Below are 13,834 nucleotides of genomic sequence, written 5' to 3'. Positions count from 1 at the left end.
GCTTCCGCGCCCATCGACGGCCCCGGGCGGCCAGCGTATACGACGTAACTAACATACTAGCTGCCCGCTCCTCCCTCTTCGGATTCCCATTGAGATGCCCGTCGGCGTCGCGTACGCGCTTTTTGCCTATTTCCTCTATTCCTGTTGCGACGCCATCATCAAAGGGTTCGGCACCAGCCTTTCCGTCTTCGAGATAGCCTTCTGGACGGCGCTGTTTTCCTTCATTCCGGCGATCTTCACCAAGCCCAAGGGCGAGCACTGGCGGCACATGCATCGCATGCGCCATCCCTACCTCGTGCATCTGCGCAGCATCGCGGGTGTGATCGGCAACCTCTGCATCATCTACGCCTTCACCCACATTCCGCTGGCCGAGGCCTATTCCATCGCCTTCCTCGCGCCGATCTTCGTGGTAGCGCTCTCCCGCACCTATCTCGGAGAGACGGTCACGTGGCAGCGCTGGCTCTTCCTGGGTGCAACCTTCTGCGGTGTGCTGCTGGTCGTCCGGCCGGGCTTCCGTGAGCTGCAGCTCGGCCATCTGGCAGCCTTGGGCGCCGCGCTGATGGGCGGTATCGCCACCACCGCGCTGCGCAAGGTGGCGCCGGTCGAGAAGCGGGTCACCCTGCTCGGCCTGCCATTGGGCTATGTCGTGGTGGTGAATTCCGTCCTGATGGTGGTCGCCGGCTTCAACTGGCCGAGCCCGCAGGAGTTCGCCTTCCTGCTGCTGATCGGCGCCCTGGGCGGCACCGGAAACATCATCTTCATTGCCGCCACCCGCAGCGCGCCGATAAGCCTGATCGCGCCGGCGCAATACAGCCAGATCGCCTGGGCCATCGCCTTCGGCGCCCTGTTCTACGCCGAGTATCCTGACGCCATTGGCTATTGCGGCCTCGTCGTCGTCGCCTTTGGCGGCATCCTCAACGTGATGTCGGACGAGACCCGGATCCGCATCTTCTCGCGACTGTCGGTCTTCGGGCCGGCGAGCGCCGTCTCCGAGGTCAGTCCGCCGCTCGGGGAAGATGCGAAGCTTCCGTCCGCTGTGGCCAAGAACGACGCGACGGTGGCCAGCAAGTAGATGCTTCGTTCCTTGTCGCCTACGTCCCTGGGGGTGCTCACCGCCCTCACCGCCTACGCCGTCTATTCGATCGCCGATGCCATGGTGAAAGGGCTCGGCGGCGAACTCAGCGTGTTCGAGATCGGCTTCTTCACCACGCTGTTCTCGGTAATCCCTGCGCTGTTCTCCAAGCCCGCCGATGAGCGCTGGCGCGATACGTTCAAGCTGCGCCGCCCGTGGCTGATGGGCCTCATCGCCGTCTGCCGCACCGCCAGCGCGATGCTGATCACCTATTCCTTCGTCACCATTCCGCTGGCTGAAGCCTACAGCCTCGTCTTCCTCATCCCGGTGATGACGATCGTCCTCTCCGTGGTCGTTCTGCGCGAACGCGTTGGTCTAGAGCGCTGGGCTCTGGCCATCATCAGCTTCGTCGGCGTCCTGATCGTCGTCCGCCCGGGGTTCAAGGAGATTGAGCTGGGCCACATCACCGCCTTCGGCTGCGCCATCAGTGCCGCCATCTCGGTGACGGCGATGCGCCTTATCTCGGGCGAGGAGCGCAAGGTCACGCTGTTCGCCCTTCCCGGCCTGCTCACGCTGATCGCCAATGCCATCGGCCTCGTCATCTTTGGCGCCATCTGGCCCGGCTGGATGCTGCTCGGCGGCCTCCTCGTCTGCGGCGTGCTGGGCGGCATCGGCTACCTGCTGCAGATCGCGGCGGTTACCCTCGCGCCAGCGAGCCGCGTGGCGCCGATGCAGTACAGCCAGATCGTCTGGGCACTGCTGTTCGGGGCGCTGTTCTTCGAGGAGGCGCCGGACGCTGTCGGGCTGGTGGGCCTCACCCTGGTCGTCGCCGCCGGCATCGGCAACATCTTCATCGACGGAGCGCGGGCCCGTATCGCAGGACGCTGGGCCGAATACCGTGCGCGGCGCGACCAGCCCGAGCCGAGCGGGTTCGACGGCCCCGGCCCTGATCCGGTCTAGCGCCGCGCCGTGTAGATGGCGGTCGAGAGGTTGCGCTCGACGCACCCGCCGAACTGCCGCTGCGCCACCTCCGCGAGGCCATCGAGCAACTGTTCACGATCGACCGATGGCAGCGCCGTGACGTTCGAGTAGGTGCATAGAGCCGCCGCACCGCCTCCGGGTCGAGCGCCAGCGTCCTGGATCATCTCCGGTTCGTCGGCTCGAAAGCCGGCCGCAGCGAAGTCGCTCGTACGGGCCGCGGCGTCGAGACAGGGCGTGCCAGGTCGCATCCGGATAGCCCGGACGCGCCGCGTCGTAGTTCGCCGGGTCGTCGCCGAACGCTTCCCGACCGAAGGATCGATCGAGCGTGGCCACGGCGACGGCCCTTGCGACTAGAGCCCGCCGCGCACCGCGGCGATGGCGTCGGCAGCCTTGGCGCCGTCCGGTCCGCCGCCCTGGGCCATGTCGGGACGGCCGCCGCCGCCCTGTCCACCCAGCGCTGCCGTCGCGAGCTTGATCAGGTCGCCGGCCGAGTACCTGCCCGTCAGGTCGTCGGTGACGCCCACGGCCACGGTGCCGCGACCATCCTCGCCCTTCAGCACGACCGTAACGACACCCGAACCGATCCGCTTCTTTTCGGCATCCACGAGGCCCTTCACGTCCTTGGGCGAAACGCCCTCGACGGTACGGCCGACATAGATGATGCCGTTCACGGTCTCGTCCGCCGGGGCCGCGGCGCCTGCGCCAGCGGTGCCGCCGCCGAGCGCCAGCTTCTTGTTGGCCTCGCTCAGGGCGCGCTCGGACTTCTTGAGGTTGTCCTGCAGCACCTCGATGCGGCCGATGAGTTCGTGCGGGCCGACGCGCAGCACTTCGGCGGCGCTGCCGACGATGTTGGCGTTGGCGCGGGCATGGGTGCGCGCACCCTTGGCGGTCAGCGCCTCGAGGCGGCGCACGCCGGCGGCAACGCCGGAATCGCTGAGCACGGTGATGAGCCCTATGTCGCCGGTGCGGCGCACATGCGTGCCACCACAGAGCTCGACCGACCAGCCGACCGCGTTACCCGTCGGGTCGCCCATCGAGACGACGCGCACTTCGTCGCCATACTTCTCGCCGAACAGAGCGCGGGCGCCGGATTCCTTGGCTTCCTCGACGCCCATCAGGCGCGTCTCGACAGCCGAGTTCTGCAACACGATGTCGTTGGCGATGTCCTCGACTTCGGCAAGTTCCTGCGGCGTGAGCGGCTTGGTGTGGACGAAGTCGAAGCGCAGCCGATCGGGCGAAACCAGCGAGCCCTTCTGCGCGACGTGATCGCCCAGCACCAGGCGGAGCGCCTCGTGCAGCAGGTGCGTCGCCGAGTGGTTGGCGCGGATGGCGCTGCGGCGCGAGTGATCGACCACGAGGAGGAGCGGCGCCCCTACCTTGAGCGAGCCGGCCGTGACCTTCACGCGGTGACCGAAGACGCCGCTGTTCTTGACCGTGTCGAGCACGTCGGCGGCGCTGCCGTCGCCGGTGATCACACCGGTATCGCCCACCTGGCCGCCGCTCTCGCCATAGAACGGCGTCTGGTTGACGACGACATAGCCCTCGTCGCCGGCCTTGAGCTCGTCGACGATCTGGCCGCCCTTGACCAGCGCGGTGACCACGCCTTCGGCCGTTTCGGTCTCGTAGCCGAGGAACTCGGTCGGGCCGACCTTGTCGGCGACCGCGAACCACACCTTGTCTTCGCCGACCTCGCCGGAGCCAGCCCAGCTCTTGCGCGCCTCGGCGCGCTGGCGGGCCATCGCGTCCTCGAAGCCCGAGAGGTCGACATTGATGCCGCGGTTGCGCAGCGCGTCCTGCGTGAGGTCGAGCGGGAAGCCGTAGGTGTCGTAGAGCTTGAAGGCGGTGACGCCCTCGAGCATGTCGCCCTGCTTGAGATCGGCGCTCGCCTCGTCGAGGATCTGGAGGCCGCGGCTCAGCGTCTTGAGGAAGCGCTGCTCCTCGAGACGCACCGTCTCCTCGATCATCTGCTCGCCGCGGACGAGTTCGGGGTACGCCTGGCCCATCTCCTTGACCAGCGTCGGGACGATCTTGTGGATCACCGGCTCCTCGGCCCCGAGCAGCGTCGCGTGGCGCATGGCACGGCGCATGATGCGGCGCAGCACATAGCCGCGACCCTCGTTCGAGGGCAGCACGCCTTCGGCGATGAGGAAGCTCATCGAGCGCAGGTGATCGGCGATCACGCGCAGGCTCGGGTTCTTGGGGTCGTCATTGTAGCCGACCGCGTTCTGCGTCGACGAAATGAGCGAGCGGAACAGGTCGATCTCGTAGTTGTTGTTCGTGCCCTGCATCACCGCGGCGACGCGCTCGAGGCCCGAGCCGGTATCCACCGATGGCTTGGGCAGGCTGACGCGCGAGCCGTCGGCGAACTGCTCGTACTGCATGAACACGAGGTTCCAAATCTCGACGAAGCGATCGCCGTCTTCCTCGGGCGAGCCCGGAGGGCCGCCCCAGTACTTGTCGCCGTGGTCGTAGAAGATTTCCGAGCACGGACCGCAGGGGCCGGTGTCGCCCATCTGCCAGAAGTTCGACTTGGCCCCGAGCCGCACGATGCGATCCTCGGGCAGGCCGGCGATCTTCTTCCAGAGCGCCATGGCCTCGTCGTCGTCTTCGTAGATCGTCGCGGTCAGCTTGTCCTTGGGCAGGCCCCACTCCTTGGTGAGCAGGTTCCAGGCCAGTTCGATCGCGTGCTCCTTGAAGTAGTCGCCGAACGAGAAGTTGCCGAGCATCTCGAAGAAGGTGTGGTGGCGGGCGGTGTAGCCGACATTGTCGAGGTCGTTGTGCTTGCCGCCGGCCCGCACGCATTTCTGCGACGTCGTCGCGCGCACATAGTCGCGCTTTTCGACGCCGGTGAAGACGTTCTTGAACTGCACCATGCCGGCATTGGTGAACATCAGCGTCGGATCGTTCCGCGGAACCAGCGGGCTCGAAGGGACTGCCTCATGGCCGTTCTTCACGAAGTAGGAGAGGAAGCTCGACCGGATATCGTTCATGCTCGTCATGACGGGTCTCTTACAGAGAAAAGGCGAGGCCTGCGCCTCGCCAGCAAAAACAGGAAACGCCTTCTATCGCGGGGGTTGCCGTGATGTCCAGCACACGTACCGGCAGCGCCGACAGATTTGCCGCGAAGTTCGCCGTCCTGCCCGGCCACTACGGCGCCGGCCACCCGCCCGGCCTGCTCGCACTGCTGCGGTCCAAGGACCCGGCCTGGGAGATCAAGTCGGTCAAATGGCTCCGCACGATCGAGACACCGGAAGAGCATACGGGGAGCATCTAGGGGGCGGTGGCGTGGGCCGGCGCTTCGAGCAGTGACGGAGCCGCACCATCGCATGGGTCCCCGGGTCAAGCCCGGGGACGACGGAGGGTGGAGGCTTGTTCGGTGCGAGGCTGATGCAAAGTCTGCGGGCAATACGCGCGATGCCGGCAAAAAACGCGCCGTCATCCGCGGGCTTGACCCGCGGACCCATCTCTCCGCTGGCGCTGGTTGCGCGTTGGGGAGGATAGGCCGGGTGGTTGTGCGTGGGGATAAGTCGGTGGGGCGAGCGTGCCTGCTGCGGGCCATGAGCGTGGTGCGCACCCCCACCCGGCCTCCCCCGTCCAGGGGGAGGTGCAGAGGAGCGTGGGGCGCGGTTCGCGTTCAAGCTACCGGCCGTGGATGGGTCGGATTGAGTTCAACCTATCGGCCGTCATTCCGGAGAAGGCCCAAAAGCAAAGGGCGCCCGGAGGCGCCCTTGAACCCTAGCCTGCGGCGAACCGATCACGGTTCGCCTTCGTCGCCATCATCGCTTTCCGGGCCGGTGAGGAGTGCCTCGGAGAGGACGCCGGAGCTCTCGCGGACACCCTTTTCGATCTGGTCGGCGATCTGCGGGTTGTCCCTGAGGAACTGGCGGGAGTTTTCACGCCCCTGCCCGAGCCGCTGGCTGTCGTAGGAGAACCAGGCGCCGGACTTTTCGACGATACCGGACTTCACGCCCAGGTCGAGCAGTTCGCCGGTCTTGGAGATGCCCTCACCATACATGATGTCGAACTCGACCTGCCGGAACGGCGGGGCCAGCTTGTTCTTGACCACCTTGACGCGGGTCTGGTTGCCGATGACTTCCTCGCGCTCCTTGATCGCGCCGATGCGGCGGATGTCGAGGCGGACCGAGGAGTAGAACTTGAGGGCGTTGCCGCCCGTGGTGGTTTCGGGCGAGCCGTACATCACGCCGATCTTCATGCGGATCTGGTTGATGAAGATCACCATCGCCTTCGACTTGGAGATCGAGCCGGTGAGCTTGCGCATGGCCTGGCTCATGAGACGAGCCTGCAGACCCGGCATCGAATCGCCCATCTCGCCTTCGAGCTCGGCCTTGGGCGTCAGCGCGGCGACCGAATCCACGACCAGGACGTCGATGGCGCCGGAACGCACCAGCGTGTCGGCGATCTCGAGAGCCTGCTCGCCGGTATCGGGCTGGGAGATCAGCAGGTCATCGACCTTCACGCCGAGCTTGCGGGCATAGACCGGATCGAGTGCGTGCTCGGCGTCGATGAAGGCAGCGATGCCGCCATTCTTCTGCGCCTCGGCCACCACATGCAGTGCCAGCGTCGTCTTGCCCGAGCTCTCCGGCCCGAACACCTCGACGATGCGGCCGCGCGGCAGGCCACCGATGCCCAGCGCGATATCGAGACCGAGCGACCCGGTCGAGATGGCCTCGACCTGCTGGATCGCGTTGGCGTCGAAACGCATGACCGAGCCTTTACCGAAGTTCCGCTCGATCTGGCTCAGGGCAGCCGCCAGAGCCTTTTCCTTATCCATCGATCCCTCAATCACGCGCAGAGGCGCTGCAGCAGCCATAACAGGTCTCCCCTTATTCCACTTCGGTCCGCGCCGCGCAAACCGATTAATGTCCATCTAATGTGCTTACTTTGTTCTCATTTCGTTTCCAAATCGTCAAGGGGGTAAATTCGCTGTGCCTTACTCACCGGCAGTACGCGATTCGCGACGGACGCCGCTTAATCACCCGTCTTGGTGATCTACATCCAAAATCCAAATGCATTCGGCGGCGAGGCGCGCTATAGGGCGCCGACCTGACAGCGAGGGGACGAGGACGTCATGCATCTGATCCAGTTCACCGACGAGCGCGGCAGCCGGGCCGTGGCCGTGACCGAAGGCGGCACGACCAGCGTCGTCACCGGGGCGCCCAGCGTCTACGCGCTGGCCAAGGAAGCCGCCGAACGCGGCCTCTCCCTGCGCGAAGTGGTGATCGAGAAGGGCCTGGGCGCCACCGTGGACAAGCAGAAGCTGGCCGCCGAAGGCCGCCTGCTCGCCCCCGTCGATCATCCGGATACGGCGCATCTCTACGTCACCGGCACCGGGCTCACCCATCTGGGTTCGGCCTCGACCCGCGACGCCATGCACAAGTCGAACCAGCAGGCCGCCGAGGCGCCGCTGACCGACTCCATGAAGATGTTCCGCATGGGCCTCGAGGGCGGCAAGCCCGCTCCGGGACAGACCGGCGTGCAGCCGGAGTGGTTCTACAAGGGCAACGGCAACATCGTCGCCGGGCCGGGCCAGCCGATTCCGTCGCCGGCCTTCGCCAAGGACGCGGGCGAGGAGCCCGAGATCGCCGGCATCTACTATATCGGCAAGGACGGCACGCCCTTCCGGCTCGGCTTCGCACTCGGCAACGAGTTCTCGGACCACGTGACCGAGCGGGTAAACTATCTGTTCCTCGCCCATTCGAAGCTGCGCTGGTGCTCGTTCGGACCCGAACTGCGCGTCGGCGAGCTGCCGCGGAACGTTTCGGGCATGTCGCGCATCCTGCGCGACGGCAAGGTGCTGTGGGAGAAGCCGTTCCTCTCGGGTGAGGACAACATGAGCCACACCATCGCCAACCTCGAGCATCACCACTTCAAGTACGACCTGTTCCGCCAGCCCGGCGACATCCACGTGCACATGTTCGGCACGGCGACGCTGAGCTTTGCCGACGGCATCAAGACCGAGGCCGGCGACGTGTTCGAGATCGAGGAGGCCCAGTTCGGCCTGCCGCTCAGGAACTCGGTGGCCTGGGACAAGGACAAGCCGTTCGCGGTGCGCCAGCTCTAGGCGCAAGCGTCACAGCACGAAGCATCCAGCGAGCCGGGCCCCTGCCCGGCTCGTTTCGTTTCCGACGACCTTTCCCCAGCCGATTTCTCCGCTCGCCCCCTCCTCGCCCGATTTGGCGGGCGTGCTTCGGGTGTTCCGCGGATCGTCGGCATTTGCCGAAAATCCAAACCATCGGCCTCAGCCGGGATTAGCGCGCTCCGTGGGAACACTGCCGTCGCGATGCAAAGGGAGGCATTCGCGCCACAAGTCCAACAGCTTAGCGAAAGGCACCTCCCTCATGATCACCGTATCCGCATCGACCAGCGCAGCCGCGCTGCAGGCCATTATTGACTCCGCTCCGGCGGGCGAAACCATCCTTCTCGGTGCCGGGCAGTTCGAGTTCGACCGCACCGTGGTCATCGACCGCGACGACGTCACCGTGATGGGCACCGGCTCCGGGCACACCACCATCAACCTCGTGGGCAGCGCCCGTTCCGGCGGCGCCTTCCAGGTCGGCGGCGAGATCGACGTGCCGCGCTACTCGGGCGAGTTCGGCCTCTCCGAATCCGCCGCGGAAGGCTCGATGTACCTCCGGCTCGACGATGCCACGGGTATCGAGACCGGCGACGTGCTGTGGGTCGAGCTCGAGAACACGGACGAATATCTCGACTCGATCGGCGACACCGAGTGGCGCGAGGACAAGCCGCTGCGCACCTCGATGGTGGAAGTGGCCTCGGTCCACGGCAATACCGTGCGGCTGACCAACGGCCTCGCCTTCGACTTCTCCACCATCGCCTCGATCCAGAAGATCGAGGTCGCCGAGAACGTGCGGCTCGGCGGCTTCTCGGTGGAATCCGGCCTCGCCGAGCAGGACCCCGGCGACTTCAGCAACGTCAGCTCGAGCTTCGGCCGCTCGAACGTCATCTCGCTGTCCGGTACCAGCCATGCGAAGCTGTTCGACATCGCCGTCGACAACGCGCCCTCCAACGGCTTCACCGTGGCGCAGTCGATCTTCCTCGAGGCCTCGAACCTCTCGGTGGACGGCGCGGTCAACAAGGGCGACGGCGGCAACGGCTATGCCTTCCAGCTCAAGGCCACCTACGACAGCGAACTCGTCGGCCTCGAGGCCTTCGACACCCGCCACGCCGTGCTCTTCGCCAGCTGGACCAGCGAGGCCAACAACCGGATCCAGCTGCGCGAGACCAACCGCGACATCAACCTGCATGGCGGCCCCGACCACGGCAACGTCATCGAGGTGCTGAGCTCGGTCCGAACCGAACTCGAAGCCACCTACCTGTCGCCAACGCTGTTCATCAACGACGAGGGCACGAGCTACGGCGCACCGACCTATCCGGACGGGAACAAGGTCACGTTCCAGACCGTCGCCGGCACCAACAAGAGCGAGGTGCTCGTCGCTTCCGACAACGGCGCCTATTTCCGCGCCCGCGCCGGCGCCGACATCCTCATCGGCGGCAAGGGCTGCGACCTGCTCTATGCGGAAAAGGGCGACGACCTCGTCATCGGCTCGGGCGGCAACGACACGATCGACGGCGGGCTGGGGACGGATGTCCTCTCCTATGCCGGCAAGGGCGACGACTACCTCATCACCCGCGACATTTCCGGCCGCTTCGTCGTCCACAAGCCGGGCGACGCCTATGACGTCGTCGGCGGCATCGAGGCCTTCCGCTTCAAGGACGGCACGGTCGCGGCCTCGACGCTCACCGACCTGCCGACGACCTACTTCGGCACTGACGATGCCGACCGCATCATCGTCAGCTCCTCGCGCGACGTGGTGCTCTCGGGCGATGGCTACGACCGCGTCGTCTCCGACTACAGCTTCAGGCTGGGCACCGACAGCGAGGCGCTGGAGCTCACCGGTAGCGCCGCCACCACCGGCACCGGGAACGAGCGGGCCAACAGCTTCACCGGCAATGAGGCGGCCAATTCGCTCTATGGCCTCGGAGGCGACGACCGGTTCTTCGCGCGCGGCGGCAACGACTACATCTCCGGCGGCGAAGGCGACGACGAGCTCTATGGACAGGCGGGCAACGACCGGCTGTTCGGCGGCGACGGCACCGATCTCCTCAACGGCGGCTCCGGCGCGGACACCTTCGTATTCTCGGCGGGGCGCGACACGATCGAGGATTTCTCGCTCAAGTCGGGGGACCGGCTCGATATCGGCCTCACCCGTTTTGCCTCAGCCTCCGCCTTCCTCGCTGCCTTCAACGAGGCTGCAACGACGGGCGGCGACACGTTCGACAGCCTCGGCATCGATGTGGATGGCAGCGGCTATCACGTCGAGATCCGGGTGGCCGATGCGGCTGGGGAAAGCCTGCGGCTGGGACTCAATGGCGCCACACTTGAGTCGCTGCTTTCGTCCTCTGACTGGATCGTCTGACGTGCATTCGAATTCGGCAGCGGGATCCCCAAACCTCGCCTGCTGAAAAATGCGGCACAGCCACCGTGCCGTCACTGGCCCCGGAACTCCGCGTTCCGGGGCTTTTTAGTGGGCGGCGCCTGTTCACGCATGCATGGCGCACATGGCTGCCCTCGCTCCGTCACCGGTTCAGGCCGCCGCCTGCGATGCCGAGACTGTGGCCGGTTGCCCGAAACGGGTTAGCGACGGGGTAACGACATGCCGAACGGCGCCCGGCGGACGAGCGTCGTCCGCGCCCTCGTGAGGCGCACCCGCCTTCCCATCCTTGCACTGGGCGTGCTGAGCTTTGCCGCGAACCTCCTGGTTCTCACCGGCCCGCTCTTCATGCTGCAGGTGTACGACCGCGTGCTGGCGAGCCGCTCGGTGCCGACGCTGGTGGCCCTGTTCCTGCTCGTCGCTGCGACCTATGGCTTTCTTGCCCTTATCGATCTGCTGCGCTCGCGCATGGCGGCGCGCTTCGCCGGGGTGATCGAGGCGGATCTCGCGCCGGAGGCGTTCCGGGCCTCGCTGAGGCTCGCCCTTTCGCCGCTGGGGCTGCGGTCCGATCCGGTGCGGGACGTCGATACCATCCGGCAGTATGTGGCGAGCCCCGGTCCGATGGCGCTGCTCGACCTGCCCTGGCTGCCCGTCTATCTGCTGATCGTCTTCCTCTTCCATCCGGCGCTTGGCTGGCTGGCGACTGGTGGCGCGGTGGCGGCCATCCTGCTGCTCGTCTTCAACGAGCGCCTTACGGCGCGGCCGGCGAGCGAAGCCACTACGGCGCAGGTCGCACGGCAGGCCTTCGCCGAGGACGCCCGCATCAATGCCGAGCCGATCTTCGCGATGGGCATGATCGAGGATATCAAGGCGCGCTGGCAGGCACGGTCGGCCGTCGTCTCCGGCCTGCAATACCGCTCGGCGGACATCGGCGCGCTCTATGCATCGGTAACCAAGTCGTTCCGCCTGCTGCTCCAGTCGGCGGTGCTCGCGCTCGGGGCGTGGCTGGTGATCCGCGGCGAGCTCTCGGCCGGCCTGATGATTGCAGCATCCATCGTAACGTCGCGGGCGCTCGCTCCAGTGGAGCAGGTGGTGGCGCACTGGCGCGGGCTCGTGAGCGCGACACAGGCGCTGAAGCGGATCGGACCGGTGGTCGCGTCTTCCAGTGCCGCACCGCGAGCATTGGCCCTGCCCGATCCGCACCGGCGACTCGACGTGCGCAACCTCGCGACCGGCCCCGGCCCGGAGGCCCCGCCACTGGTTTCAGGCGTCAGCTTCTCACTCGCGGCCGGTGAGGCCATGGGTGTGCTCGGGCTGTCGGGTTCGGGGAAGACATCGCTGGCACGCGCGCTGGTCGGCGTGTGGCCGGCATACACAGGCGAGATCCGGCTCGATGGTTCGGAACTCGCGCATTACGAGCCCGGTCTTCTTGGCCGTCGCGTCGGCTACCTCCCGCAATCCGTGGGTCTGTTCGATGGCACGGTGGCCGAAAACATCGCCCGTTTCCGGTCCGACGCAGACAGCGAGACCATCCTCAAGGCCGCGAGGCTGGCCAGTGTGCACGACATGATCGCCGCCCTGCCCGACGGGTACGAGACGCGGATCGGCAGCCGTGGCGCCGCGCTCTCGGCCGGCCAGCGCCAGCGCATCGGGCTCGCCCGCGCCTTCTACGGCGATCCCTTCCTCCTCGTCCTCGACGAGCCCAACTCCAACCTCGACTTCGCCGGCGACGATGCCATGACCGCCGGACTGCGCCAGGCCCGGGAGCGCGGGGCAATCGTCATCGTCATCGCCCACCGGCCGAGCGCGATCGCGGTCTGCGACCGGCTGCTCTACCTCGTCGGAGGACGGCAGGCGGCCTTCGGCGCCAAGGACGAGGTGCTGCGACAGGTGACGACGCCGGCCGCACGTATCGAAGGGGTCCGCGTCAGTGGCTGATCCTCTCCGAAGTCTCCGCCGCCATGCGCTCGTCGGCCTCGCCGCAATCGCGATCTTCGTCGCCGCGCTCGGAGGCTGGGCCGGCACGACCGAAATCGCGGGCGCGGTGATCGCCCAGGGCAGCATCGTCCCCATCGAGGGCACCAAGCGCGTGCAGCATCCCGAGGGGGGCGTCGTCACCGAGATCCTGGTGAAAGACGGCGATCCGGTCAGCGCCGGCCAGCCGCTGCTCCGCCTCGACGGAACGACCGTTGCGGCCAACCTCGCCGTGATCGTCTCGCAACTCAGCGGCGCCTTCGCGCTCGAAGCGCGCCTGCGCGCCGAGAGCACCGGGAACGCGTCCGTTACGCTTCCGCGATCGCTGGACGACTGGCCCGACCGCGATACGCTGCGGCGGCTGGTCGTCGAACAGGACACTCTGCGCCAGAGCCGCGCCGCGGCACAGGCCGGGTTCAACGGCCAGATCGAGGAGCAGATCGCGCAACTGGGCGAGCAGATCACCGGCCTCGAAGCGCAGCAGGCTTCGGTCAAGGCGCAGGCGGACATTGTCGCCGGCGAGCTGGCGGATGCCGAGACGCTCTTCAGCGATGGCCTCGTCCCCGAGGCCAAGGTCACGACGGCGAAGCGTGATCTTGCGCAGCTCGAAGGCGAGGCAGGCAGCCTCGCGGCCGAGATCGCGTCTGCCCGCGCCGCCATTGCCGCCAACCGCGCGAGACTTGCCGAGACGGTCGCCACTTTCCGTTCCGGAGTGCTCGAGGAGATGCGCGATGTCGGGTTGCAGGTCGCCGAATTGATGCAGCAGAAGATCGCCGCCGAGGATCGATTGGCCCGGCTGGAGATCCGTGCGCCGCAATCCGGCACCGTCCACGAGTCGATCGTCCGCACCGTCGGTGGGGTCGTGTCGGCCGGCGAAACGCTGATGCTGGTGGTTCCCAATAACGACCGGCTGGTCCTCGAGGCACGCGCCTCGCCACTCGATGTCGACAAGCTCGCCATCGGCCAGACAGCAACGATCCGTCTCCTCGGCCTCGACGCGCGGACCACGCCCGAGCTCGTGGCGCGGGTCGACTCCGTCTCGCCGGACCTGTCTCGCGATCCGGCGACCGGCATCGCCTATTTCTCGGTGCGCATCGGCTTGCCGGAGTCCGAGGTGCGTCGCCTGCCGCGAGGCCAGCACCTCGTCGCCGGCATGCCGGCCGAGGCCTTCCTCAGGACGGCCGACCGGACAGTGCTGAGCTACCTGCTCGGACCGCTGACTGCGCAGCTGAGCCACGCGTTCCGCGAGGATTGAGGTCTGCGGCGGGCATCCCGCCTGTCTCCCGGTGGGAAAAACGCAGCCGCTCTTGCCACTTGGCGCTCTGGCTGCTTT

10 protein-coding genes are annotated in these 13,834 nt (G+C 66.8%); 7 read left to right on the top strand and 3 right to left on the bottom strand.

Annotation, left to right across the window (positions count from 1 at the left end; translation table 11 throughout):
- The first annotated feature begins 94 nt into the window (after window positions 1-94).
- Together PRN20_RS11940 and PRN20_RS11935 are read left to right on the top strand one after the other, a co-directional pair.
- A complete protein-coding gene (locus PRN20_RS11940; protein ID WP_273957590.1) occupies window positions 95-1,072 on the top strand; it encodes a DMT family transporter in 978 nt (325 codons plus the stop codon).
- A gap of 12 nt (window positions 1,073-1,084) precedes the next feature.
- Window positions 1,085-2,032, top strand: coding sequence for a DMT family transporter (locus PRN20_RS11935; protein WP_273957588.1), 948 nt, complete (start codon window positions 1,085-1,087; stop codon window positions 2,030-2,032).
- Here the strand turns inward: PRN20_RS11935 and PRN20_RS11930 are convergent.
- Together PRN20_RS11930 and alaS are read right to left on the bottom strand one after the other, a co-directional pair.
- Complete coding sequence (locus tag PRN20_RS11930) at window positions 2,029-2,217, bottom strand: hypothetical protein (protein WP_273957587.1); 189 nt, start codon at window positions 2,215-2,217, stop codon at window positions 2,029-2,031. The two genes, PRN20_RS11935 and PRN20_RS11930, sit on opposite strands and share 4 nt — an antisense overlap.
- 186 nt (window positions 2,218-2,403) lie before the next feature.
- A complete protein-coding gene (gene alaS / locus PRN20_RS11925; RefSeq protein WP_273957586.1) occupies window positions 2,404-5,052 on the bottom strand; it encodes an alanine--tRNA ligase in 2,649 nt (882 codons plus the stop codon).
- Window positions 5,053-5,135: 83 nt separating this feature from the next.
- Here alaS and PRN20_RS11920 point away from each other — a divergent pair, with 83 nt between their 5' ends.
- The gene (locus PRN20_RS11920) at window positions 5,136-5,327 is read left to right on the top strand and encodes a hypothetical protein (protein ID WP_273957585.1); all 192 of its coding nucleotides are present in this window, start codon (window positions 5,136-5,138) and stop codon (window positions 5,325-5,327) included.
- Between the two features lie 480 nt (window positions 5,328-5,807).
- Here PRN20_RS11920 and recA read toward each other — a convergent pair whose 3' ends face one another.
- Window positions 5,808-6,845 carry a recombinase RecA gene (gene recA, locus PRN20_RS11915; RefSeq protein ID WP_443112554.1) on the bottom strand — a complete coding sequence of 346 codons (1,038 nt, stop codon included), beginning with the start codon at window positions 6,843-6,845 and terminating at the stop codon, window positions 5,808-5,810.
- A gap of 297 nt (window positions 6,846-7,142) precedes the next feature.
- Here recA and araD1 point away from each other — a divergent pair, with 297 nt between their 5' ends.
- From araD1 to PRN20_RS11895, 4 genes are all read left to right on the top strand, one after another.
- The gene (gene araD1 / locus PRN20_RS11910) at window positions 7,143-8,135 is read left to right on the top strand and encodes an AraD1 family protein (protein WP_273957582.1); all 993 of its coding nucleotides are present in this window, start codon (window positions 7,143-7,145) and stop codon (window positions 8,133-8,135) included.
- 277 nt (window positions 8,136-8,412) lie between these two features.
- Window positions 8,413-10,512 (top strand): calcium-binding protein, encoded by a 2,100-nt coding sequence (locus tag PRN20_RS11905; RefSeq protein ID WP_273957581.1) that lies wholly within the window; start codon window positions 8,413-8,415, stop codon window positions 10,510-10,512.
- 237 nt (window positions 10,513-10,749) lie between these two features.
- Complete coding sequence (locus PRN20_RS11900; protein ID WP_273957580.1) at window positions 10,750-12,465, top strand: type I secretion system permease/ATPase; 1,716 nt, start codon at window positions 10,750-10,752, stop codon at window positions 12,463-12,465.
- On the top strand, window positions 12,458-13,756 hold the full coding sequence (locus PRN20_RS11895) for an HlyD family type I secretion periplasmic adaptor subunit (protein WP_273957579.1): 1,299 nt from the start codon (window positions 12,458-12,460) through the stop codon (window positions 13,754-13,756). Before PRN20_RS11900 ends, PRN20_RS11895 begins: the two co-directional genes overlap by 8 nt.
- The last annotated feature ends 78 nt before the right edge of the window (window positions 13,757-13,834 follow it).

Source organism: Devosia sp. ZB163 (assembly GCF_028613635.1).
GTDB lineage: Bacteria > Pseudomonadota > Alphaproteobacteria > Rhizobiales > Devosiaceae > Devosia_A.
Note: the sequence above shows the minus strand (reverse complement) of the source record. Positions and strands in the feature narration are given on the sequence as shown.

Coding starts and splice junctions, on each gene's coding strand:
- PRN20_RS11930 (WP_273957587.1), bottom strand. CDS start 2,217: ATGATCCAGGACGCTGGCGCTCGACCCGGAGGCGGTGCGGCGGCTCTA.
- PRN20_RS11905 (WP_273957581.1), top strand. CDS start 8,413: ATGATCACCGTATCCGCATCGACCAGCGCAGCCGCGCTGCAGGCCATT.
- PRN20_RS11940 (WP_273957590.1), top strand. CDS start 95: ATGCCCGTCGGCGTCGCGTACGCGCTTTTTGCCTATTTCCTCTATTCC.
- PRN20_RS11920 (WP_273957585.1), top strand. CDS start 5,136: ATGTCCAGCACACGTACCGGCAGCGCCGACAGATTTGCCGCGAAGTTC.
- araD1 (WP_273957582.1), top strand. CDS start 7,143: ATGCATCTGATCCAGTTCACCGACGAGCGCGGCAGCCGGGCCGTGGCC.
- recA (WP_443112554.1), bottom strand. CDS start 6,845: ATGGATAAGGAAAAGGCTCTGGCGGCTGCCCTGAGCCAGATCGAGCGG.
- alaS (WP_273957586.1), bottom strand. CDS start 5,052: ATGACGAGCATGAACGATATCCGGTCGAGCTTCCTCTCCTACTTCGTG.
- PRN20_RS11900 (WP_273957580.1), top strand. CDS start 10,750: ATGCCGAACGGCGCCCGGCGGACGAGCGTCGTCCGCGCCCTCGTGAGG.